The following is a 25,660-nucleotide window of genomic DNA, read 5'->3' on the forward strand; positions in this document are numbered from 1 at the left end:
TTTTATTTTTTATGCGTTAGCACTTGTTGTATTATTTGTGTTTGTATTTGTAACTGGAGCTATTTTAGCTTTCTTTTGAGCTTGAGTTCTTAAAACATCTACATAAACGGCACCTATTATAACTAATCCTATTGCAACAGTTTGTATATCTGCTGGTACACTTAGAAGATTTAATCCATTTCTAAGCACAGCCATAATCATAGCTCCTATTAACGTTCCCCATACTGTACCAGATCCACCCATAAAGGATGCTCCACCTATTATACAAGCGGCGATAGCATCTGCATCGTAGTCTAAACCAGCTAGTGGAAATGCTGCATTAACTCTTCCTACTAAAACTATTCCACATAGTGCTGCCATGAAACCACATATTGTATAAACTAGTATTAATGTTCTTTGTACATTAACACCAGATAACTTTGCAGCTTCTTGATTACCACCAACTGCATATATATATCTACCTTGAGCTGTTCTAGTTAAGAATATATGGAAAACTACAAATACAACTATAACTAATATGAAACTTACTGGTATCGCTCCTATTTTTTCTGATCCTAAAAATTGAACTGATTTAGAGAAACCTGATATTGGAGAAGCTGCTGTAACTATAAGAGCTAAACCTCTTGCCACATTTTTCATAGCTAATGTTGATATAAATGGATGTGGTAATTTTAGTTTAGTAAGCATAATTCCATTGAGAAATCCTAGAAAAGCACCAACTGATAAGCATAGTGGAAGAGCTAGCATAGGAGACATATTCCACTTTGTTATAGCAACTCCCATTACGCATATAGATAACGCCAACATAGAACCAACAGAAAGATCGATACCTGCTGTTATTATAGTAAGTAACATACCAACAGAAATTAAGCTGTTTATTGCTGACTGATTTGCTATATTCATTATGTTTTTAAAGGTAAAAAACTGATCTGACGCAAAGCTTAAAACAACACAAAGTATTAACAAGCCTAATAAAGGGCCAAGTTTAGATAATATACTTTTTAAAGATTTATCTTCGTTTAAATCAAACCTTGCTTTTTTGTTTGTTTGTTCCATTTACTATATCCCTCCCGAAGCCGCTTTCATAATATTTTCTTGATTAGCCTCTTTTCTGTTAAATTCACCTGTAATCTTTCCCTCATGCATAACAATAATTCTATCGCTCATACCTAATACTTCTGGCATTTCTGAAGAAATCATTATTATTGCTGCTCCTTTAGCTACAAGTTCATTCATAACATTATAAACTTCAACTTTAGCTCCTACGTCTATACCTCTTGTTGGTTCATCAAAAATATATATATCTGCATCTGTATTCAACCACTTAGCTATAACTACTTTTTGTTGATTTCCGCCGCTAAACTGTCTTACTATAAAGTTATCTAGCGGAGGATTTATATTCAATTTTTTGATATTTTCAGCACATCTTTGTTTAGATTTGCTTGCACTCAAAAGTAATCCATTTCTTATTTTATTAAAAGATGAAATATTCATATTAAATGCTGCTGTATTGTCAAGGATTAACCCCTGTCCTTTTCTATCCTCAGTTAAAAATGCTATTTTATTATTCATCGCATCTCTAGGGGATTTTATTTTAACCTTTTTGCCGTGCACAAATATATCTCCAGCGTCTTTAGGATCTGCTCCAAAAATGACTCTCATAACTTCAGTTCTCCCAGCTCCTACAAGACCTGCCAATCCAAGAATTTCTCCTCTTTTTACACCAAAAGTAATGTTTTCAAACACACCATTTTTACTTAAACCCTCAACTCTTAGCGCTTCTTCACCTAGTTTAGTTTCTATTTTAGGAAATTGTTCTTCCAAATCTCTTCCAACCATTAATTTTATTAGAATTTCTGTCGTAACTTCTTTTTTCTCTAAAGTCTTAACCTTTTCCCCATCTCTCATAACTGTAACTCTATCGCATATTTCTAAAATTTCTTCAAGTCTGTGTGAAATATATACTATTCCTATACCCTTATCTCTTAAGCTTTTTACAGTTTTTAGCAACTCTTTAACTTCTCTATTGCTTAAACTCGCTGTAGGCTCATCCATTATTAATACTTTTGTCTTTACACTTAAAGCTTTTGCTATTTCAACCATCTGTTGTTGTCCCACACCTAACATATTTATAGGTAACTTTGGGTTAATTTCTTGTCCTAAATCCTTTAATAACTCAGATGCCCTTTCTATCATGTGTGTTCTATCAAGTAACTTGCCTTTTTTAATTTCTCTACCTAAAAAAACATTTTCCGCAACTGTAAGTTGTTTAACAATGTTTAGTTCTTGGTATATAGCTGTTATTCCTAAGTTCATAGCATGTTTAGGTCCATCAATAACCGTTTCTTTACCTTCAATAAATATTTTTCCCTCATCATTTCTATGAGCACCTGTTAAAATTTTAATTAACGTAGACTTACCTGCTCCATTTTCTCCTACTAATCCGAGTACTTCACCTGGATACACATCTAAATCTATTGAATTTAATGCTCTAACCCCAGGAAATATCTTGGAAACGCCTTTTAATTCAATAATAGGCTGTTTCATTATACAACTCACCTCTATTTCCAATTAGCTATAATATTTGTATTTTTTAATTTTGTGAACCCAACGTATTTTGAGTTAGTCGGGCCCACATTTTAATACTTATATAATAAAAGTTATTTTTTAAGTATTTTATCTAACTCAGCTTGAGCCTGATCTACATTTTCTTTAGTTATCATCTTTGTACCAGTATCAACTCTCTTGTCAACGTTTTCACCTTTAGCAGCCTTAACTGCAGTTTCTACACCTAATTTACCTATATTATATGGACTTTGTGCTACTGAAGCTGTAAGCTCTCCAGCTTTTATTGATTTCATAGCATCTGGTGAACCGTCAAATCCAATTACAGCAACATTTGTTTTATTAGCTTGTTTAAGTGCTCTTAGAGCTCCTAGTGCCATTTCATCATTTGAACAGAAAACACCTTTTACATTTGGATGAGTTTGTAGAAGGTTTTCCATTACTGACATAGCTTTGTTTCTATCACTGTTAGCTGGCTGAATTTCTACAACTTTAACACCAGCAGCTTCTAATTCTTGCTTAGCACCATTTACACGTTCATCATGAGTTGCATCTCCTAAAGCTCCTCTTATAATAACAACTTCTGCTCCTTTACCAACCTTTTCTGCTAAGTACTTACCACCAAGCTGTCCACCAGCTAAGTTTCCTGTTCCAACAAAGGCTTTTTTCTTATCCCATTTAGCATCTGTGTCTATAAGAATAACAGGAATTTTAGCAGCATCCGCCTTATCAAAAGTAGCTAGTGCAGCACTAGGTTGTGATGGTGCTACAACTAAAACAGAAACTTTCTTAACTATTTGATCTTCCATTAAGGAAGTTTGCCCTGCGATGTCAGTTTCATCATTTGGACCAAGTACTTGTACATCTACTCCCAATTCTTTACCAGCATCCTTTGCACCTGCTTGTACTATCTTCCAATAGTCACTGTTTACCGCTTTTAAAACAACAGATATAGTAGGTTTTCCATCTTTCTTATTTGATGCTTCTTGACTTTCACCAGTTGACTTATTTCCACATCCAACAAACAATGATGACATTACTGCCGTAATAGCAAGAGCACTTAACAACTTTCCATATCTCTTCATCAATTTTCCCCCTTAACTTTATTAAAATTTGAACCATATATATTTGATATTTGTTATTAAATTCTATCCTCCTCTCATTAGAATTTAATTTTTATGTAATGTTATTTTGTACTATTTAATATAAAGAGATTTTTTAATATTAAAGATATAAAGAGTTTTTTATCAAGTGTATAAGTACTATATTTATTTATAAAAATAATGTATAATTTAAATATTGCATATTGTCTGAATTTTCACCCTTTGCTTCGGCATATTTAAATAATAAAGTAAATTCTAAATTTTCAAAACTATAATTTTTTACTATTTGTTTACTTTTTAAAAATATCATTACTTTAAATATTTTTAGTTACTTTGTTTTATGTTACATTAGGACTGATTAGTTTTATCACTAATTTTCCCATATATGTTGTTATAATCCATAAAATACCTTTTATTTTTAACACTTTATTTAAAACTAAGCACATATGGTTGTATTTTTAAAGTTAACTTTCATACTAAGGAGATGTATATATGAAAATGTTTGCATTAAATAAAAAATTTAATTTTAAAAGTACATTTATAAGACTATTACTGTCATATATAATGCTTACTTCTGCAATATTATTCGTAACTACTCTAGCTATATATAGCGGTTACAAACGTCAAATTATAGAGAACTCTATATCATCTTCTCAAAAAATATTAGAACAAGCTTCCTACTATACGAATTATACATTAAACTGGGCCAAGCTATTTTCATATCAATTATATTTGAATCAAGATATTTATAATTTGATGTATTTAAACAAAAATGAAAATATTACAGAGGTTGCGAATCCTAAAATTATGCAACTAACTTCTTCAATTCCATCTATTTATTCAATATACATTTACAATAACAACAATGGGAAGATTTACACATCTATAAGTGGCGAACAAAAATCTGATAGTTTTTATGATCATGAAATCCTAGATATATTGAAAAATTCTTCTGAAACATTTTCTTCTAACTTAATTCCAAGGAGAATAAATCTATCCTCAGAATATAATTCAAACTATAAAAAGAATGTTTTATCAATTTTTCTTAGCAATAGTAAAAATCCTAAAAATAATTTACCTGATGGTGCTATAATTATAAACTTAGATGCTGATGAAGTTGAAAAATATTTCAAAACTATTTCGGAAAATGGATGTGATTTATTTGCCATTGATAATAAGGGTAATATAGTACTCCACTCAAGTTCAGGAATGTTTTTAAAAAATATATCTCAAAGTGATTATTTAAAGAAAATATTAGAAAATAAGAATGATAACGGAAATTTCTTATGTGATATAGACGGAAAACCTTGTGTTATTACTTACACAAGCCTAGGAAGAATGGGTTTAAAGTTTATTACCATTACTCCATATAATACTTTTCTTGGAAGTATAAATAAAATGATTCATTTGATTATAGTAATATTTATAACAATATTTGTTATAGGAGCTGCCTGTTCATATTTAATGTCTGTGAGAATATATTCTCCTATAGATAGAATTGTTAAACAAGTTAAGAGTAAAGCAGCTATTAACAATGACCTCCAAAATTACAATAAGTCTAATGAGTTTGATTTTTTATCACTAGCTATTGATAATATTCTTAATGAAAAGTTAAGCTTGAAAAAACTTTCTATTGAAGATACCAACTTTATTAAAAAACAGTTGTTAAAAAGTATATTATTAAATACAGTGGTAAATTTCAAAGACATAAAAACAAAATTTGAAGAGCTAAATATTAATATATCTGAAAATGGGAATATAGTTATTGTGTTTAAAATAGATAGAATTAAACATTTTTATTCAAGGTTTTCTAATAGAGATAGGCAGTTAATACGATTTGGCATATGTAACATATGTAGTGATGTTTCTTCAAAATACTATAGTAACGAGTGCCTTAATATAAATGGTAATTTAATAGCATTAATTTTAAGCACTTCAAAAGAATCAAGTCAAGAAGACTTAGATTTAATTATAAATATTGTTGCTGAAATTCAAAATTATGTTTTATCATATTTTAATGTTTCACTTTCATCTGGTATTGGATCTTATGCTTATAATTTATCACAAATATCATCTTCATATAAACTTGCTGTTGACTGTGTGAATTATAGACTAAAATATGGCACAAACTCCATTCTATATTATGATAAAATAAACCCTGATATTAATAATGACTATTTCTACGACGAAGATTTAGAAAGTTCCTTATTTAATGCTATAAAACTAGGTAACATGAAAAATATAGAAACCGAACTGGATAAAATGCTTAATAAGATTAGTACCTATTCTTATAGCAATATTCTTCTTAGTATATCGCAACTGGCTTTACATTCAAAAAAGCTAGTAGATACCCTCTATAAGGTAAACAATGAAACTAGAAACATAAGTCTAAAAAACTTTTTGGATAACCTAGATAAATTAGAGACCTTAAATGAAGTTAAAGCATGGTTTATGAGCCTTTATTCAAATTGTGTAGCTCAGTTTAATGAAAAGAAGTTAAATAGGGTAAATACTATTGTTAAAGCTGTTACTAATTATATAGACGAAAATTACCCTAATTCGTCTATATCACCTGAGAGTATTGCAGACCATGTAAATATTTCATCAAATTATCTTAGAACTATCTTTAAAAATACGGTAAATAAATCTCTATCTATTTATATTTCTGAAGTTAGATTTAATAAAGCTAAACTTCTTCTTGAGACTACTGACTTAACAGTATCTGAAATATCTACCGCTGTTGGTTTTAGCAATACGAATTACTTTTATACTGCCTTTAAGAAGAATTATGGTATTTCACCTAATCATTATAGAAACACTTATAAGTCTACTTAATTGTTTATAGATATCCAACCTCGATAATTGACTTAACTAAGGTATTCATAGGGGTACATCTGACAGTACATTTAATGATTTTATGTTAGCTCTTGGCAAAGCTGCTTTAGAACATATACAATCTTAAATACTGTTTGAGCATAGCGAGTTTATTTAAGATTGTTGAGGTTCTTGGCAGCAAGCCCTAGAGATAACTAAAATTATTAACAGTACAGAAGAGGTACCCCTATGAATACCGCTAATAAGTCAAACACTCAGATTAAATATCTATATATAAAAAGTGGATACCTCTAATCAGAGGTATCCACTTTTATTCTTATTTAAAGTATCTATCTAATAATCCTTTAAATGCACATCCATGTCTAGCTTCATCTTTGCACATTTCATGTACTGTATCATGAATTGCATCATAGTTTAACTTTTTAGCTAAAGTAGCTAAGTCTTTTTTACCTTGGCAAGCTCCATGTTCTGCTTCAACTCTCATCTGTAAGTTCTTCTTTGTATCAGCAGTTACAACTTCACCAAGTAATTCTGCAAATTTTGCAGCATGTTCTGCTTCTTCAAAAGCTATTCTCTTATATGCTTCTGCTATTTCAGGGTATCCTTCTCTTTCAGCTTGACGGCTCATAGCTAAGTACATTCCCACTTCTGTACATTCACCTGTAAAGTTAGCTCTTAGCCCTTCTACTACTGCTTGATCTACTCCTTCAGCAACTCCAACTTTATGCTCATCAGCCCAACTCATTTGGCCTTCTACTTTTTCTATAAATTTTTCTCTTGGAGCTTTACATTGAGGGCACTTTTCTGGAGCCATCTCTCCTTCATGAACGTATCCACATATTGTACAAACAAATTTTTTCATTAATATTTCCTCCCCATCTAATTATAATTTATATATAGGTTTTTATTTATAAAGATTAAAATATCATCAACAATTACTATTATATGATATTAATTCGTATTTTTCAAGTGTTTTCCAAAATAAGATATGTATATTTTTTTAACTTTTTGTATACAGGTATCCAAAGGAAAAATTCAACTTATTAAGAGAGATATTTTTCCAGACTGGAAGTAGTTTTAAGACCTTTATTTATTCTATTTATAAAAAAAGACTTATATGAAAATAATTAGTGTTATTTTCACATAAGTCTAACTTTCATATATTACATTTTATGCAATATTATCTTCTGCTTTCTTAAACTTACTCTTTCTTGACTTGTAAACAGGATATCCTATTAATGTAAGGATAAGTCCTATTCCAGCGTTCTTAGGTTGAGTAAATAAAGTATTTAATATTATATAAGCTCCTCCAACTATTGCTATAGCAGGTACTATAGGATATAGAGGTACTTTATATGGTCTGTGAAGGTTTGGTTGATTTTTTCTAAGAACAAACACAGCATAGAATGTCATAACATAGAACAACCATATTACGAATATTAGTAAGTCAGTTAACTGATCAAACTTTCCTGAGAATACTAGTAATATTGATATAACAGCCATTAATATACCACTGTTTATTGGTGTCTTAAATGTTGGGTGTAATTTTGCTAACCAGTTACTAAATGGTAGTTTATTTTCAGTTGCCATAGCATATGGAATTCTCATTCCTGTTAATATATATCCATTGATTGCTCCAAATATTGACACTAGTATACCTACTGTAATAATCTTTCCACCTGATGGTCCAAAGATTATTGTTGCAACGTCTGCTGCTGGTGTTTTTGTTGCTGCAAGTGCAGTTGCTGGTAATACGAATAAGTAAGCTACGTTTATTAATAGATAAACAGCCATAACTAATGATAATCCACCGATAATCGCTCTTGGTAAGTCTTTAGCAGGATTTTTCATTTCTCCAGCTATAGCTCCAACGTTTATCCATCCATCATAAGCGAACATTGTAGCAACTAGTGCTGATCCTAAGCTTGTACCAATTGGGTGATCAACAGCAGTCATTGGGAATAATCTAACTACTCCACCATCACCTTTTATAAGTCCTACTATTATGATTGCAAATAAAGGTATTAATTTACCTGCTGTTGCAACTGTCTGAATAGCTCCACCTGTCTTTGATCCTAATGAATTCATACATGTAAGGAATATAATAGTTATAATTGCTATTGGAATTATCATTGAATCACTTAAACCTAGTAGAGTAGCAGCTTGAGTACCAAATATTATTCCAAGAGCTGCAATATTTGCTGGGAAATATATAACTGTTTGAGCCCATCCTAAAAGATAACCCCAAACATCACCATATGTTTCCTCTAGATATGCTACCATACCACCTGTTTTTGGTATAGCTGCAGATACCTCAGCAGCAGTAAGACCACCTGCTATAGAAATAATTCCACCTAAAACCCATGCAGTCATACCCAATCCTGGCGCTCCTGTTGCACCAAATACAGCTGTAGGTTTGAAGAATACTCCTCCACCTATAACCATACCGATAACGATTGCAAGAGCGGGCACTAAACCGATTTCTTTTTTTAATTCATTATTGCTCATGGCGTGATTTACCTCCCCACAAAAGTATTATGATATATATTTTTTATTCCGATAAAATCTTAACATGAATCATTCACTAAATCAAGTTAAATTTTCACAATAATTTTATATTTAAATGAATTTTTTTCATTAATTTACATAATAAGCATACCATTTTTGCGAATTTATAAATTTATGGTCATTTTTTGAAATTTTACCTTTATATAAATTGTTATTTTTATAATTATTTAATTATTATAAAACTTTTAATAAGAATAATTTTTGTTATACTTGAAATAAATTTGTCATGATTTACGTCATATTGGAGTTCTCATGCTAAAGTTTGCATACATAAAAAGTTCTTTGCTACAATCAAAATGCAAAAGATTTAACATATTCATTCACAACTAATAATTACACTACATTTTTAATCTAGTAGTAGTAATCCAGTAATGATATTAAAAATTCATTTAACATCATTTATTCGATAAAATGTAAAATCCCTATATTTCAATCTATCAATTACTTGATGCAGCACCGATTGATTAGAATATTCGTAATATGGGTATCCATCTTCCCCCTTAGATATTTTTATATCATCAAATTCTATATATGGATGATAAAAAAAGCTTGCAATCAACCCCTCTTTTAATGTATCTATTTTATTAATCATATTTATACAATCATCTTTACCATCTATATAATTCAATGGTGTAGGAATATACTTTATGAGTCTTCCATATTTATCTTTATAAAACACCTTATTGCACTCAGTTATACCTCCATCTTCAGAATATGGTTCATATATATAATCAAAATTTTTTTCGATAATATCTTGTTGAGGATATAAAATAGCATAGTGCGGCACTTCAAAAAAACTGCATTGAATTTTTAATTGTGCAGCTGTCTCTAATGCAGCGTTTATTATTTCCTGTGCATACTGAATATCTCCTGGAATATTGTCTCTTAAACTTCTATGAAATTCTATTCCATCTACACTTTCTGTCTCTCCATATTGATGAGTATATCCGTGAAGTCCTATTATTCCACCTTTATCCATAAAGTAATCTAGAGTAAAGACAAAATCAGCATTATGCATATTATAATTTTTTAGAAGATCATTATCTATATTTTTTCCCGGGCTAACATATCTAGGTATCCATGCAATATGAAAAGGTATTCCTTCACTATGCAAATAGTCACAAATTATTCTGAGTTTCTCCAAAGACTCTTCCGAACTATACATTCCCCCTGCTGCTATATCTTCTAGCCTAATTAAAGCAGGTTTCCCTTGCTTACTTACTGCAGTACAATTTTCTATACCTCTATTTTTATATAGAGATATAGTATTTTTATCTATATTCCATTGAGTCTTTAAATCAAACATTTTTATAAAGTCAAATAGTGTTATATAAACACAATCATTAGTGCATACTGGTTTCTCTTTTAATTTAATAACTCTTTCATTCTTGACAAATTCATTTTTATCATGATTAACAATAATATCACATTGATTTAATCTTAAAACTGTACTATTATTTTTTATAGAACTCTTTCCATGAAGTTTACTTAAGATCTCTGTCACAGGAATATAATATCTATTATTTTCTACATATATAGGCTTTGACAAATTTAAATCAACGTCTTCGTATCTTAACCTTATGTTAGCCTTTATCATATTAATATCTTTTGATGTATATTTATTGCTATTGTTTTCTACAACCACTTTACTACTTGCAGACTTAATAAAATATGTAAATATTAAAAGCACTATAATTACAATAAAAAATTTCCACCTGCTAAAAATTCTCATTTTATCGCTTCTTTCTTTATTAATAGTAATATAAAAAATTCTTCACTTTATTTTTGCCTTTCTCATGAAAATTATCCTAATTTTATGATTTAATTTTCCTAAATTTCACATCAACAATATTTTCTAAAAAATTACTTTTGACAAGTAATAATTTTTATTATATGATATAATTAATTATATAGTAAGGATGGTGTATATGAATAATTTAGCTGGTATTTTTAGAGAGAAGAAATTAAAACTTACTCCTCAGCGTATTGCAGTATATAAGTTTTTGCAATCTACAAAAGAGCACCCATCTGCTGAAACTATATATAAAGCTCTACAACCGGAATATCCTACAATGAGTTTGGCAACTGTTTATAAAGCTTTAAAAACATTAGTTGAGGTAGATCTAGTTAAGGAAATTAATGTAGGCGAAGGTAACTTTAGATATGATGGAAATGTTACGTCTCATCCGCATATACAGTGTTTAAATTGTGCAAGAGTTGATGACATTGATGGTATTTCCTTCTCAGACTTAAATGACAAAGCGAAAGATTATACTGACTACGATATTATCAATAACAAAATATATTTTTATGGAATATGTAAATGTTGTAAAGATAATGCTTGTGAACAGTAGTTTAGTACAAATTTTTAGAGCAGTTGTGATCAACTGCTCTTTTGTCTTATCATTATTTCATTTCTCTATTTAAAAGCATCATCTACAGCTTCATCCCACTCTTTGCCTGTATGCTTTCCATTTAGTATTTGATCTATTTTAGATGATATACTACTTTTTAATTTATCTGGTATATTGTAAACATACATTACACTATCTTCTGTACTATTCTCGAGATGTTTTACTATACTTGCTTTAGCTCCTCCAACTATAGAATTATTAGCTTTTTTATTACCAGTAATAAATCCCTGTTCTACTAATTTTTTATTAATTTCTTCATCAGTAAAAAACTTTATGAAATTTCCTATCTCTTCACCATTCTTACTATTTACTGGAGTACACATTATTGCGTTACTTATAACAGGTACGTTCATTTTTTTTGAAGGATCATTTGTACTATCAGCAGCAACCATTATATTGTTATCCTTGAAATGACTTGAATAATAAGATGAACTTATTATTAATGGAATATCTCCTTTTACAAACTTCTCCACGCTACTTTCGTTTCCTACTTCAAAAGTGTTCTTGTTTATATTCCCACCACTAACAAGACTAGATATAGTATCAAAAGCCTGCTGCATTTCCTTTAAAGATTTATAAGCTGCACCCCCACTATCAAATATGCTTTCTAGTTTTCTCATACTTACCTTATTATTAACTATTATAGAAGATAGTCCACTGTTTATATCTAAATCTTCAGTAAGCACAACTGGAATTCTCGCTGATGTACTATTTATCTTTTTTAACGCTTCTTTTAAATCATTAACTGTAGATGGTTGGGATAAGCCCAATTTATCAAAAGCACTTTTATTATATAATATCTCCATAGTGTAAGGCATTAGTGCTATACCGTAATATTTATCTCCAAACCTTCCATATGCATTTACAACACCATAATACTTATCACTTATCTTATTCTCATCATAATAACTTCCTAAATCACTCAGAAGTCCTTTTCTACTTAGTTTTATCATATTATTCCTAGAAGTTATTACTATATCTTGTTCACTTCCCTTACTTATGTCCTCTTCAATCTTTCCACCTATTGTATTATTAACACTGAGCTTTACTTTAGGATTAGATTTTTTGTACTCTTCTGTAATAATTTTTAATATATTCAAAGATTCTTTATCTTTAATATCAACATATATGTTTAATTGCTTTTCTTTAGGTGTGTCTTTTTTAAAGGAGCAAGCACTAATACTTAAAGTTAATATAACTAATAAAAAAATCGTTAATACTCTTTTCTTATAAAACATATTTTTCTCCTTTCACTATAACTTATTCTTTATAAATATCACCTTCTTTCTAGTTACAAAGTACTTCTAAATTTATTTTGTGCATAATAATTAAATATATAATAAATTCATATAATTAAGTGGAGGTGAAATATATGAATTTCAGGGTAATATTTCTAAAGAAAAAACATATTTATTTTATAATTTTTATACTTATCATTTTCATATTTTTAATAGTTTTTCTAATATCAAGAAGTTCATCTGCAACTTTTAATAATGTATCTGATAATAAGGTGTTAAAAGCAGATTTTAATGGAGATGGTAAGGAAGAGGAGTTATATATTAAGAAAGATGGTACTAAATATATTCTGGAATTAAAATGTAAAGATAAAATTTATCCTATAGAAGCTGGAGGTAAGCTATCACCTATTGGTTTTTATTCTCCTTACTGGCCTATGCGTGTAACTCTTATTGATGTTTCAAGAGATAAAATTCCAGAAATATTTGTACAAGCTTCAAATAAAGATACACCTATTCAACATGTATTCTTTTGGAACAATGAAAAATTTGAAAATACTTTTTCTAATTCTAACAACATACTAGGATTTATAGATTGTAAAAATAACAGAACACCAAAGGTTATATCCGGTAGATTACAAGACGCTGGTATATGGATGTCAAACTATATATTTTTAAACTATAAATTCAAAAACTATAATTATGAAACTACAAATACATTTATGGGGAAAGATACAATTTTTACTTTTATTAAGTTTATACAAAGTCTTCCTCAGAATGAAGAGTATACACCAAAGGAGGTATTTTCATCTAATATACCTGGTAGCAGTTTGTCTGTAATTGGAAAATTGTCCGGTGATAACAACACTTATGTGTTTCAAGATGCAATATTTATGGAAAACAGGTGTGATAAGAATGGTAATGTATCAGAGGTCATTTGGACTCTTAATTTTAGAGGCACTTCTAACAAAGATAAAAGTATAGTAAAAAATTACACTTTAATTGTTAACTTAATTCCGGATGAAAACAGCAAAGAAAATAATTATTTTAAGATTATATCAATTAACTTAAAATAATAGGATTAAGATTTATTTATAATTAAAAAGGGACCGCATTTACGGTCCCAAGGGGGATGGGGGGTTATCGCATCAAGTAGAGATTATAGTACTTGATGCTACAGGAGATTTTATCTCCGAATTACATTTTTTATTTTGTCCCATTCCCCAATATTTATACATCTATAAATAACTTTTTAAATATTTTTTATATATTTGTTCTGTTTCCGCTTTTATCTCTTCTCGAAGGCTTTTAGGTTCTATAACCTCAGCATCTTTTCCGATTCCAAGTATCCATTTCTTTAGTTCATCGGTATCATCTAAATAAATACTTAATAATACATCTCCATTTTGCAGCTCTTCTATCTGTTGACTAATGTGCCACCTGCCATCTTTAATAAACTCGGAAATATTCTTATCAAACTTTATTACGATCTTTGTCTTCTCGCCCTTGAATACACCCCAATTATTATTAAGATAATCTTTTAGTGAGAAAGTGTGAGGTATCATGTATATTTCATTTGTTGCTTTTATTGTCTTAATTCTTGATAGCTTAAAAGTCTCTATGGTATCTTTCATGTGACAATAACCAATAATATACCAAGCACCCTCTCTGAATAATAAAGTATATGGATCTACTTTTCTTACAGTCAAATTATTTTTATTTATTGAAAAATAATTTATACTTATGGTTCTTCCTCTATTTATAGCATAATTAATCTTTGATATTTTATCTTCCATACCTTGTAAATTTCCAATTTCGCTTATTTTAAAACACCCGTTGTCATTTAAAAGTTTTAGTTCATCGTCATCATTTATACAAATGCTTTTTATTTTGGAAACCGCTGACTGTAGATTTTTTTCCGCTATAAATCCATTTTCTTCAGTAAGTATTTTAGTGGCCATTAATAAAGACTGTAATTCTTCTTCGCTGAGCTTTGATGGTTTCATATAAAATTCTTCGTCTATATAAAATCCTCCATATCTTCCTTTCTTTGTATATACAGGTATATTAGCTTTATTTAAACTATTTATATATCTATATATAGTTTTTTTATCGACTTCCAAAGTTTCAGCTAATTCTGATGCGGTTGTAAGTCCCTTATACTGTAGCGTAATTATCATCTCTAGCAAATGAGAAATCTTAGACATATTTTTTCCCCCCAGTATATAGTTATACTAATCTTTACTTTTATCGTGTTATTTTGATATTTTTTTAGTACATTTTCATATGATTTTAAAAATTATATTATATTATCATTTATCACTATTGTAGAATCAAATTTTTATTACATTAAACTTTTATATAAATTATTTTTTGTTGTGTCAAATCTATAATAAATGAATAATATATATTATAAACAAGCCAAAGATAAGTATTCGAAAAGCTACTAATTATAAAATATTTAAACTTAAGATATAAAGTGAAAAGAATTAAATAAAACCATAGCCTAGAAAAGGGGGATTAGAATATGAGTAGACATCATCACCACTGCAGCAATAACAATAACTTTTTTCCAATAGCAGCATTAGCAGCTTTAATAGCATTTTTCTTGCTAATATTTGGTAGACGCAGAGGTACTCGTTTCGCTGTTTTAATAACACTTGCTGTAATAATAGTTTGTGGATGCTCTGGCTTTAACAGAGATCGTTGCTAGTAAAACAAAGTTGTAAGTATCACGTCATATCTTATGCATAAACTATTTGATCACTAAAAGTAAGATATAATTACACAAGGGCAGAAGAAACTGGTAGAACCTATGATGTAAAGTAAAAAGAGTTAAATAAAGCCATAGCCTAGAAAAGGGGGATTTGCGTATGTTCAATAATAATTTCGGCTTCATAGCATTAGCCGCTTTAATAGCATTACTATTGTTAGCACGCAATAGAAGAAAGGGAGCTCGTGATGCTATTATAATTACACTTGCTGTGATAATAGTATGCGGTTGCGCTTGTAACAACCATTAGTATTTAAATAAAGTAATTCAATTAGGGAGAGCCTACTGCTCTCCTTAACATAAAGGAGTGATAAAATGGGAAAACATCATCGTAAAAATAATACCAATGTTTCTCAAGGATTTAATTTTGGTGATTTATTGAAAAATATTGACATAAATCAAATTATATCTTTAATCGGCTCTCTTGTAGGTGCTAATAATATGACTACAGGCCAATTAAGCTCAATGCTTAGAAATTTTGATTTAAATGATTTAAATCAACTTGATTTAAATCAAGTAGTAAGCTCGAGTAATATGAATAAAAATGAAATAAGATCTCAACTTTTAGCTCTTGCAGATAGATTAGATGATGTAGATAACGGAAAAAATAGTAATGTACAAGACCAAGTATTAAATGCTGTAAAATCTCTACAGTCATCTCCTGATGGACAAGACCTTTTAAACTCTTTGTTAAAAGGTGCTCTAGGAAATAGTGATAATGACAGTAAAAAAAGTAAATAAACTATATTAAATTATATAAAGGTAAAGACACGTTTACATAACTTGTAATACATGTCTTTACCTTTATTATATTACTCTAATTGCATCCTCCAAAATCTTGCTTATCCTAACTTCTGAGCCAATAATACCATGGTAGTTACAAAATTAAATACAAAATGATTAAACACAGAATACCAATAACCCTTTTTATTAATTAAATAACAATTGTATAGTCCTATCCATATTAGTATAGGTAATGCCATTAAGTTAAAATGTATGAATGCAAAAATTATGCTGCTTAATATTGCTGATAAATATATCCCAATCCTAGGTCTAAATATCTTTTCAAATAATAGCCACCTAAATACAAATTCTTCAAGTATAGGTGCAAATATAGTAACAATCGGAATCATTATCAAAAATCTTTTAAGGGGCATACTAGACATCCATGTAACTATTTCTTGCTGTTTTGCATTTACATTTAATCGATAAAATATACCTGATGATATTGCGGAGATTAAAATTGTTATTAAATATGACTGAATAGTATACTTAATAGCTGATATTATATTTAAATTCCTTATACTAAACTTAAATCTATTATAATCTTCTAACAATCTACTGCTTATGGTAGGTTTTGTTGAAATATTTAATTCACATGGAGAAGTATACTCACTCCTAGTGCTGTTATAGCAAATTCTTTCCGCCATTTTTAAATATCTAATATTTATCAATACAAAAATAAAAGGAATTAAATTTTGCGTAAATAGAGAAGTTACAATATATAGTATACTTATTATTGTTAATAGAAAATAACTTCTCTTTCTTTCCCTTGAAAATCTTATAAATATTATAAGCGGAGGTAAATAAACAAATAAAAACACAAGGAAATCTTTAATAATATTAATTTTAGTCATTCAACTTTCTCCTTGTTTATACTTACTTAACCTTGAACAGTTTCATCAATAACCTCTAGCAATTCTTCCTTTCCCATCTTTTTAAGAGAAGAAAATGTTAAAAGCTTATCATTTGGATTTAATTCTAATGTTTCTCTTATCATCTTTAAGTTTTTTTGCAATTCATTTTTAGTTAGTTTATCAATTTTTGTTGCTACTACAACAGCCTCATAATTATAATACTTAATCCACTTATACATGTTTATGTCATCCATACTTGGTTTATGTCTGCAGTCAATTAAAAGTACTATTTTTTTAAGCTGTTCTCTTTTAGTTAGGTATGTCTCAATTACTTTTCCCCAGCTTTCCTTTTCTACCTTTGAAACTTTTGCATATCCGTATCCAGGTAGATCAACAAAATAGAACTCGTTATTTATTAAGAAGAAATTCACTAGTCTCGTCTTTCCTGGAGTACCACTTACCTTAACTAGTTTTCTTCTATTAGTTAAAGTGTTAATCAGAGAAGATTTACCTACATTAGATCTTCCTACAAAAGCTATTTCTACTCTATTGTCACTAGGATACTGGGCTGCAGCTACTGCTGAAATAATAAACTCTGCTTGTTTTATTTCCATAATTTCATCACCATCTAATCATTTTTTACTAAAGCATGTTCTAATACTGTATCTATATTATCTGCTAGTATAAAACTCAATTTACTTTTTATTGTTTTAGGTATTTTTGATAAGTCTTTTTCATTTTCTTTTGGTATAATTACAGTATCTATACCCGCTCTATACGCAGCTAAGCTCTTTTCTTTGAGTCCTCCAATTGCAAGTACTCTACCAGTTAATGTTATTTCTCCAGTCATAGCTACATTGTGCCTTACTTTTCTTCCACCTAAAGCGGATATTATAGCAGTAATCATCGTAACACCTGCTGATGGCCCATCTTTAGGTACAGCACCCTCTGGAACATGTATGTGAATATCTTTATTTTTATAAAATTCTTCATCTATTCCATATTTCTTTGCATTTGCTCTAACATAACTATATCCAGCTCTTGCTGATTCCTTCATGACATCTCCAAGTTGGCCGGTTAGCTCTAGTTTTCCTGTTCCAGACATAGCAGTTACCTCTACTGGCAAGGTGTCTCCACCATACCCTGTCCATGCCATACCCATTACAACCCCAATTTTATCTTCTTTATCTGTTTTTTCGTAAGTAAATAGCTCAGGACCTAGATAGCTTTTAACCTTATTCGTATTAACTATAATCTTATCCTTATCTTTTTCAATCATTTCTGCTATTGCTTTTCTTATAAGAGAGGATATTTTTCTCTCAAGGCTTCTGACACCAGATTCCCTTGTGTAGTTTTCTATAACAAAATATATAGAGGAATCAGAAATCTTTATTTTATTGTCCTTTACTTCATGTTCTTTTAATTTCTTAGGAAGCAAATGATCCTTTGCTATATGAAATTTCTCTTCTGAAGTATATCCTGAAACTTCTATAACTTCCATTCTATCTAATAAAGGTCTTGGAATAGTTTCTAATGAATTAGCAGTTGTTATAAACAAAACTTTAGATAAGTCAAACTCTAATTCGAGATAATGGTCTCTAAAGGTACTGTTTTGCTCAGCATCTAGTACTTCTAAAAGTGCATCTGCTGGATCTCCCTTAAAATCATTACTCATCTTATCTATTTCATCCAATAAAAATAATGGATTTTTTGATTTAGCCTGTTTCATGCCATATACTATTCTTCCTGGAATTGCTCCAATATAAGTTTTTCTATGACCTCTTATCTCTGCTTCATCTCTAACTCCACCTAAAGACATTCTAACAAAGTTTCTGTTTAATGCATGAGCTATAGATCTTGCAATTGAAGTCTTACCTACCCCTGGAGGTCCTACAAGACAAAGTATAGGTCCTCTTAGTGAATTACTCATTTTCTTAACAGCTAAATATTCAATAATTCTATCTTTTACATCTTCAAGTCCATAGTGCTCTTTCTCTAATACCATTCTAGCAGACTTTATATCTAAATTATCCTTAGTTTCAGCATTCCAAGGAAGGTCTAATATCCAATCTAAATAAGTTCTTATTACACCACCCTCCGCAGAGTAGCTTCCGCTATTCTTTAATCTATCTAACTCATATAGAGCCTTTTCTTTAACCAACTTAGGAAGTTTTGCCTTTGTTATCCTATTCTTGTATCTTGTTATTTCTTTTTTATCTTCATCTTCCTCACCAAGCTCTTCTTGAATAGCTTTTAGTTGTTCTCTTAAGTAATATTCTTTTTGTACCTTATCTATTTTATTTTTTACCTTAACACCTATTTTTCTTTCTAACTTTAAAATATCAACTTCATTTGATAGTATATCTAATAATTTTTGAAGCCTTTCTTCAACGTCATATGCTTCAAGAAGTTCTTGCTTATTTTCCTGTTTTAACATTAAATAAGAACTGATAACATCACTTAATCTACCTGGATTATCTAATTCTTCTAATGTTACTATTGTTTCAACAGGTATACTTCCTGATAACTTTGTATAGTCATCGAAAGCTTTTCTAACAGAACGAACTAGCGCTTCGCATTTATTAGTTTTATCACATTCATCATCTTCTAATATTTCAACTTCTGCCTTAAAAAAAGGACTTTTTTCAATGTATTTTTCTAGTCTTCCTCTACTTTCACCTTCAACGAGTACTCGTACAGTATCACCTGGCAACTTTAATATTTGTTTTATATTACAAATGGTACCCATTGTATAAATATCTTCTTCTTCTGGCTCTTCAACTTTAGCTTCTTTCTGTGATACCAAAAATATTTTTTGGTCAACAAGCATAGCTTCTTCAAGCGCAAGTATAGATTTTTCACGGCCTACATCAAAGTGTATAACCATATATGGAAATATAGTAATGCCTCTTAAGGGAATTAGAGGAAGGATTTTCAAATTTTTATCCATATTTTCCCCTCACTTTTAAAATAATTTAGTAAAAACTATCATAATTACAATAACTTAAAATAGATATTGAAATAAATTTATATATAGTTAGACTAATATATTATAACTATAAAATAGTTTTTTTTCAATTATAGTTATCGATTAATATCAAATATTTTTTTAGTTTAAAATTGAAAAATGACAATTGAGAAGTATAAATTCTCAATTGCCAATTGAACCTAGCTACATATTTATTGACTCAGCTGACAATACATCTAAGTTAGCTTCTATTTCTATAGATGAACGTTCCATTGCTTCATTGACTATAGCAATATCAATAACTTCTTTTATATTACTTACAGGTATTATTTTTACTCCTTCTATTTGTGAAAAGTTATCCTGCCAATTTTCATTAGGTATTACTACAATATTTGCTCCTGCCTTTTTAGCAGCCTGAATTTTTGCATTGGCACCACCTATTGGTTTAACCTCACCATGTATTGATATTTCGCCAGTCATTGCTACTTTATTATTTACAGGAATATTCTTTATAGCACTATATACAGCCGTAGCTATACTTACTCCCGCAGATGGACCATCTACCGGTGCACCTCCTGAAAAATTTATATGTATATCATACTCATCACAATTTAGATTAAATAATTTCTCAATTACAGTTATTACATTTTCAACAGAACATCTAGCTGTGCTTTTTCTCCTCATTCTTCTATTTTGAGCGTTTATTTCTTCTTCTTCAATTATTCCTGTTATTTTAAGATTGCCTTTTCTAAGACTAACTTTTTTTGCAGTAGCTTCAACTTCCATTAATGCTCCCATGTTAGCTCCATAAACCGCAAGCCCATTGACATATCCTACAGAAGGCTTACCGGAAATCTTCTTTTCAGCTCTTGGAGAATACTGACCATTTTCTATTACCCATTCTACATCGCTCACATTAATTTCGCTTCTTTCTTCATTTAATGCTATTCCTGATGCAAGCTGAATTAAATTAACGACATCTCTTCCATTTTGCGCATACTTTCCTACCATATTGCAAGCTTTATTTTCAATTGTAAATCCTATCTTATCTACTGCATTTTGAGCTATAACTTCAATTTCTTCTGGAAGCAATGCTCTAAAAAATATTTCTACACATCTTGATCTTAATGCTGGTACTATCTCTTCTGGATTTCTCGTTGTAGCACCAACTAACCTAAAGTCCGCAGGAAGTCCGTTATCAAAGATATCCTTTATATATGTAGGCATATTTTCATCTGAGGAATTATAATAGGAGCTATCTAAGAAGACTTTTCTATCTTCCAGCACCTTAAGTAATTTATTCATTTCTATAGGATGAAGCTCTCCTATTTCATCTATAAACAATACACCTCCATGTGCTTTTGTTACTGCTCCAGGTTTAGGTTGAGGTATTCCTGCAACGCCTAAAGGACCAGCCCCTTGATATATTGGATCGTGAACAGAACCAATAAGAGGATCTGCTATCCCTCTATCATCAAATCTTATTGTAGTTGCATCAATTTCTATAAACTTAGAACTTTCATTAAAAGGTGAATGATCTTTTTTCTTTGCGTATTCTAAAACCAATCTTGCAGCTGCAGTTTTACCTATTCCAGGAGGTCCATATATTATAACATGTTGAGGATTAGGACCACACAATGCTGCCTGAAGAGCTTTAATTCCTTTTTCTTGACCTATTATTTCACTAAATTTAGAGGGTCTACTTTTTTCTGTTAATGGTTCTGTTAACTTTACTTCTCTTAGTTTTTTTAACTTTTCCATTTCTTTTCTATTTTCTCTATCTACAACTAGCCTTCGTGATTGTTGACCTTTTAATACATTAAGAAAATAGAGTCCCATAACTACTGTAACTACTAATTCAATAATCATTAAGGTATAAATCATATTTTTAAACCTCCCTTAAAGACTCCCTATAATTTCAAATTATATCTCCTTAGTATTATGCACATCTTTCATTCACTATATTCTTTCAGCTCCCTAATAACGGCAATAAAAAAGGAGTTCTGATATTTCACAGTACTCCTTTTTATTATGAAACTCCTTCTCCATTCGTCGAATGAGTAAGCGATTCACACAAAATCATAGATTTTGGTTCTCTGCTTATGCTGTTTCTGAACCCTTTCGAGTTCTAGACTTTTTTACTTTTATAGGTGATCTTTTTTCACCTTCAGCCTCAATAAGAATTGGCTCTTTTGTATCAACAGTTTCTTTATTAACTATTACTTTTGCAATTTCTTCTCTTGAAGGAATATCAAACATTATATTTTTCATAGTATCTTCTATAATTGCTCTTAGACCTCTTGCTCCTGTATTTCTCTTTAACGCTTCGTCAGCTATTGCTTCTAGAGCATCATCTGAAAATTCAAGCTCAACATTATCTATCTCAAAGAGCTTTCTATATTGTTTAACAAGTGCATTTTTAGGCTCTTTCAATATGCTTATTAGTGCGCTTCTATCTAAAGCATCGAGAGTTACCACTATAGGAAGTCTTCCAACAAATTCAGGAATAAGACCAAATTTCAAAAGATCTCCTGGCATTATGTCTTTTAAGAGTTTTCCTACGTCCTTTTCAGTTTTAGATTGTATACTAGCACCAAATCCTAATGTGCTTATTCTTGTTCTTCTTTCTATAATTTTTTCAATTCCATCAAAAGCACCACCACAGATAAACAGTATATTAGTAGTATTTATCTGTATGAATTCTTGATGAGGGTGCTTTCTACCGCCTTGTGGTGGTACTGATGCTACTGTACCTTCAAGTATTTTTAGCAATGCTTGTTGTACACCTTCACCAGAAACATCTCTTGTTATAGATGGATTCTCTGATTTTCTTGCTATCTTATCTATTTCATCGATGTATACTATACCTCTTTCAGCTCTCTCTATGTCATAATCAGCATTTTGAATAAGCTTTAAAAGTATATTTTCAACATCTTCTCCAACATATCCTGCTTCTGTTAAAGTTGTAGCATCTGCAATTGCAAATGGAACATTTAAAAACTTAGCTAGAGTTTGCGCTAAGAGAGTTTTTCCTGATCCAGTAGGTCCTAATAATAATATATTACTTTTCTGTAATTCTACATCATCATTATTAGCGTTTGAATTAATTCTTTTATAATGGTTGTAAACCGCTACAGCTAGTGATTTCTTTGCACCATCTTGACCGATGACATATTGGTCAAGATAGCTTTTTATCTCTACAGGTTTTGGAAGTGAACTCATATCCACTTGAATGTCTTCTTCAAATTCATCACTTATTATTTCTGAACAAAGCTCTATACATTCATCACATATATATACTCCTGGCCCAGCTATAAGTCTTCTAACTTGATCTTGAGTTTTACCGCAAAATGAACATTTCAATTGTTTTTTATCATCAATTTTGGCCATCTTTACACCTCACTAAAGGTTATTTCTTTTTTATAATTACTTCGTCTACTAATCCATAATTTTTAGCTTCTTCTGCTTCCATAAAGTAATCTCTTTCTGTGTCTCTTTCAACCTTTTCAAGCGGCTGTCCTGTTCTCTCACTTAGTATGCTATTTAATTTTTTCTTTATTCTTAGTATTCTATCTGCATGTATTCCTATATCTGTTGCCTGACCTTGGAAGCCACCAAGAGGTTGATGTATCATTATTTCAGCATTTGGTAGTGCAAATCTTTTTCCTTTCGCACCTGCTGCAAGTAAAAATGCTCCCATGGAAGCAGCCATTCCCACACATATAGTAGAAACATCAGGTTTAATATGCTGCATTGTATCATAAATTGCCATTCCTGATGTTATAGACCCTCCTGGACTATTTATGTATAGATATATGTCCTTCTCTGGATCCTCCGCTTCTAAAAATAACAATTGTGCTACAACTAAACTTGCGGTAACATCATTAACCTCTTCACTTAGCATTACTATTCTATCCTTTAAAAGTCTAGAATAAATATCATAAGATCTTTCTCCCCTATTAGTTTGCTCAACAACTACTGGTACTAAACTCATAAATCTCTCCTCCTTTTTGTAATCACATTAAGTGATTTTACCCATTTAAATCTAAATTAAATCAGTTTTTTAATATAATTAATTTAAATATATTAATTTAAAATTAATTGCCAGAAAAATTCCTGGCAATCAACCCTTTAATATATTATGCTATAGCTTTAGTATTTTCTACTAACATTTTAACAACTTTTTCATTAACTACATCTACTTTTAGATAGTTCTTTTGTGACTCAAGCACTAATTTAGCAGTCTTTTCTAGATCTTTACTGCCATATTGCTTTGCCATCTCTGTAGCTTTTTCTAAAAGTTCCTCTTCAGTAGCATCTATATTTTCTTTCTTCGCTATTTCTTCAACTACTAAATCAGTTTTTACTCTTTTATCTGCTGTTTCTTTCATATATTCTCTAACTTTTTCTTCAGTATTATTCGTATATTGATAATATGTCTGTAAATCTAAGCCTTGATATTTTAATCTCATTTCTAAGTCTCTAAGCATGTTATCTATTTCTTTATCTATCATAACACTTGGTATTTCTACTTTTGCATTTGCACAAACTGCATCTATTACTGCTTCTTCAAATTCTCTTTTTGCTCTTAACTCATTTGCTTCTTCCATTTTTCTTCTTATATCAGCTTTTACTTCATCTATAGTATCAAATTCTGAAACTTCTTTTGCAAATTCATCATCTAATGTAGGTAGTTCTTTTACTTTTATATCTTTAACTGTAACCTTAAAAGTAGCATCCTTACCATTTAAATCTTCTCTACCATATTCTTCTGGGAACTTAACAGCTACTTCCTTTTCGTCACCTTTCTTTAAACCAACTAATTGGTCTTCAAAGTTGTCTATGAAAGTACCTGAACCAATTTCTAATTGATAGTCAGTTCCTTCTCCACCTTCAAAAGCTTCGCCATTAACAAATCCTTTAAAGTCGATTACAGCTATATCTCCCTTTTCAACTGTTCCATCTTCTTTTGTCTCTATTCTTGCGTTTCTTTGCTGCATTGATTTTAATTCGTTTTCTGCTTCTTCATCTTTCACTTCATATGTAGGCTTTTTAACTTCTAATCCTTTATACTCTCCTAATTCCACTTCTGGAACTACTGTAACTACAGCTGTGTATATAAAATCTTTTCCTTCTCCTACTTGAACTACATCTATTTCTGGATAATCAACTGGTTTTATATTATTCTCATTTATTGCTGTTGAATATGTATCATCACAACAGAAATTTATGGCATCTTCATAAAATACTCCTTCACCATAATATTTCTTTATTATATTCATTGGAGCCTTACCTTTTCTAAATCCTGGTATATTAAATTTTTTAGCATTTTTAGCAAATGACTTTTTCATAGCCTCATTAAACTTTTCTGCTTCTACAGTTATTTCTAATTTTACTACATTATTTTCTATTTTTTCCATCTTAACGTTCATTGCATTATTCCTCCTAATCACCATCGTGCTTATTGTTAACCCCATTATTATAACATATATTTAAATGTATTAACATATGTTACTGTATCTTATATAATTTTAATATTATTTTAAAATATTAATATATAAA

General features: G+C 30.0%; 21 protein-coding genes. 6 read left to right on the forward strand and 15 right to left on the reverse strand.

Going from position 1 to position 25,660, the window contains the following annotated elements:
- Positions 1–9 precede the first annotated feature (9 nt).
- The 3 genes from ACZ5N4_RS24105 to ACZ5N4_RS24115 form a co-directional block, all read right to left on the reverse strand.
- On the reverse strand, positions 10–1,056 hold the full coding sequence (locus tag ACZ5N4_RS24105) for an ABC transporter permease (RefSeq protein ID WP_464205062.1): 1,047 nt from the start codon (positions 1,054–1,056) through the stop codon (positions 10–12).
- Between the two features lie 3 nt (positions 1,057–1,059).
- Complete coding sequence (locus ACZ5N4_RS24110) at positions 1,060–2,547, reverse strand: sugar ABC transporter ATP-binding protein (protein ID WP_464205064.1); 1,488 nt, start codon at positions 2,545–2,547, stop codon at positions 1,060–1,062.
- Between the two features lie 113 nt (positions 2,548–2,660).
- Positions 2,661–3,650: a sugar ABC transporter substrate-binding protein gene (locus tag ACZ5N4_RS24115; RefSeq protein WP_464205066.1), complete on the reverse strand. Its 990-nt coding sequence runs from the start codon at positions 3,648–3,650 to the stop codon at positions 2,661–2,663.
- A gap of 510 nt (positions 3,651–4,160) precedes the next feature.
- On the opposite strand from ACZ5N4_RS24115, the gene ACZ5N4_RS24120 reads away from it, so the two are divergent.
- Positions 4,161–6,503 carry a helix-turn-helix domain-containing protein gene (locus tag ACZ5N4_RS24120; RefSeq protein WP_464205068.1) on the forward strand — a complete coding sequence of 781 codons (2,343 nt, stop codon included), beginning with the start codon at positions 4,161–4,163 and terminating at the stop codon, positions 6,501–6,503.
- 316 nt (positions 6,504–6,819) lie between these two features.
- Here the strand turns inward: ACZ5N4_RS24120 and ACZ5N4_RS24125 are convergent, their stop codons facing one another.
- The 3 genes from ACZ5N4_RS24125 to ACZ5N4_RS24135 form a co-directional block, all read right to left on the reverse strand.
- A complete protein-coding gene (locus tag ACZ5N4_RS24125) occupies positions 6,820–7,365 on the reverse strand; it encodes an NADH peroxidase (RefSeq protein WP_178909395.1) in 546 nt (181 codons plus the stop codon).
- Between the two features lie 308 nt (positions 7,366–7,673).
- Positions 7,674–9,011, reverse strand: a complete 1,338-nt coding sequence (locus ACZ5N4_RS24130) for an APC family permease (RefSeq protein WP_464205071.1) — start codon at positions 9,009–9,011, stop codon at positions 7,674–7,676.
- A gap of 445 nt (positions 9,012–9,456) precedes the next feature.
- A complete protein-coding gene (locus ACZ5N4_RS24135; protein ID WP_464205073.1) occupies positions 9,457–10,761 on the reverse strand; it encodes a DUF2334 domain-containing protein in 1,305 nt (434 codons plus the stop codon).
- 238 nt (positions 10,762–10,999) lie between these two features.
- Between ACZ5N4_RS24135 and perR the strand changes: the two genes are divergently transcribed.
- Positions 11,000–11,425, forward strand: coding sequence for a transcriptional regulator PerR (gene perR / locus ACZ5N4_RS24140; RefSeq protein ID WP_464205074.1), 426 nt, complete (start codon positions 11,000–11,002; stop codon positions 11,423–11,425).
- A gap of 65 nt (positions 11,426–11,490) precedes the next feature.
- Here perR and ACZ5N4_RS24145 read toward each other — a convergent pair whose 3' ends face one another.
- A complete protein-coding gene (locus tag ACZ5N4_RS24145; RefSeq protein ID WP_464205075.1) occupies positions 11,491–12,723 on the reverse strand; it encodes an ABC transporter substrate-binding protein in 1,233 nt (410 codons plus the stop codon).
- A 134-nt stretch (positions 12,724–12,857) separates the two neighbouring features.
- On the opposite strand from ACZ5N4_RS24145, the gene ACZ5N4_RS24150 reads away from it, so the two are divergent.
- Positions 12,858–13,796, forward strand: a complete 939-nt coding sequence (locus ACZ5N4_RS24150) for a VCBS repeat-containing protein (protein WP_464205077.1) — start codon at positions 12,858–12,860, stop codon at positions 13,794–13,796.
- A 162-nt stretch (positions 13,797–13,958) separates the two neighbouring features.
- On the opposite strand, the gene ACZ5N4_RS24155 is transcribed toward ACZ5N4_RS24150, so the two are convergent.
- Positions 13,959–14,927, reverse strand: a complete 969-nt coding sequence (locus ACZ5N4_RS24155) for a helix-turn-helix transcriptional regulator (protein WP_464205079.1) — start codon at positions 14,925–14,927, stop codon at positions 13,959–13,961.
- A 320-nt stretch (positions 14,928–15,247) separates the two neighbouring features.
- Between ACZ5N4_RS24155 and ACZ5N4_RS24160 the strand changes: the two genes are divergently transcribed.
- From ACZ5N4_RS24160 to ACZ5N4_RS24170, 3 genes are all read left to right on the forward strand, one after another.
- On the forward strand, positions 15,248–15,433 hold the full coding sequence (locus tag ACZ5N4_RS24160) for an LPXTG cell wall anchor domain-containing protein (protein ID WP_464205081.1): 186 nt from the start codon (positions 15,248–15,250) through the stop codon (positions 15,431–15,433).
- A 160-nt stretch (positions 15,434–15,593) separates the two neighbouring features.
- Positions 15,594–15,743 carry a hypothetical protein gene (locus ACZ5N4_RS24165; RefSeq protein WP_464205083.1) on the forward strand — a complete coding sequence of 50 codons (150 nt, stop codon included), beginning with the start codon at positions 15,594–15,596 and terminating at the stop codon, positions 15,741–15,743.
- Positions 15,744–15,808: 65 nt separating this feature from the next.
- Positions 15,809–16,234 carry a hypothetical protein gene (locus ACZ5N4_RS24170; RefSeq protein ID WP_464205085.1) on the forward strand — a complete coding sequence of 142 codons (426 nt, stop codon included), beginning with the start codon at positions 15,809–15,811 and terminating at the stop codon, positions 16,232–16,234.
- A gap of 101 nt (positions 16,235–16,335) precedes the next feature.
- Here ACZ5N4_RS24170 and ACZ5N4_RS24175 read toward each other — a convergent pair whose 3' ends face one another.
- The 7 genes from ACZ5N4_RS24175 to tig form a co-directional block, all read right to left on the reverse strand.
- Complete coding sequence (locus ACZ5N4_RS24175; RefSeq protein ID WP_464205086.1) at positions 16,336–17,130, reverse strand: lysostaphin resistance A-like protein; 795 nt, start codon at positions 17,128–17,130, stop codon at positions 16,336–16,338.
- Positions 17,131–17,156: 26 nt separating this feature from the next.
- On the reverse strand, positions 17,157–17,744 hold the full coding sequence (gene yihA / locus ACZ5N4_RS24180; protein WP_464205088.1) for a ribosome biogenesis GTP-binding protein YihA/YsxC: 588 nt from the start codon (positions 17,742–17,744) through the stop codon (positions 17,157–17,159).
- A gap of 14 nt (positions 17,745–17,758) precedes the next feature.
- Positions 17,759–20,080 carry an endopeptidase La gene (gene lon, locus ACZ5N4_RS24185; RefSeq protein WP_464205090.1) on the reverse strand — a complete coding sequence of 774 codons (2,322 nt, stop codon included), beginning with the start codon at positions 20,078–20,080 and terminating at the stop codon, positions 17,759–17,761.
- Between the two features lie 222 nt (positions 20,081–20,302).
- Positions 20,303–21,982, reverse strand: coding sequence for an ATP-dependent protease LonB (gene lonB, locus ACZ5N4_RS24190; RefSeq protein ID WP_464205092.1), 1,680 nt, complete (start codon positions 21,980–21,982; stop codon positions 20,303–20,305).
- 216 nt (positions 21,983–22,198) lie between these two features.
- Positions 22,199–23,488: an ATP-dependent Clp protease ATP-binding subunit ClpX gene (gene clpX / locus ACZ5N4_RS24195; RefSeq protein ID WP_308040230.1), complete on the reverse strand. Its 1,290-nt coding sequence runs from the start codon at positions 23,486–23,488 to the stop codon at positions 22,199–22,201.
- Between the two features lie 19 nt (positions 23,489–23,507).
- Positions 23,508–24,092, reverse strand: a complete 585-nt coding sequence (gene clpP, locus ACZ5N4_RS24200) for an ATP-dependent Clp endopeptidase proteolytic subunit ClpP (RefSeq protein ID WP_211143238.1) — start codon at positions 24,090–24,092, stop codon at positions 23,508–23,510.
- Between the two features lie 145 nt (positions 24,093–24,237).
- Positions 24,238–25,530 (reverse strand): trigger factor, encoded by a 1,293-nt coding sequence (gene tig, locus ACZ5N4_RS24205; protein ID WP_464205095.1) that lies wholly within the window; start codon positions 25,528–25,530, stop codon positions 24,238–24,240.
- Between the last annotated feature and the right edge of the window lie 130 nt (positions 25,531–25,660).

The organism is Clostridium nitrophenolicum, from assembly GCF_055391695.1.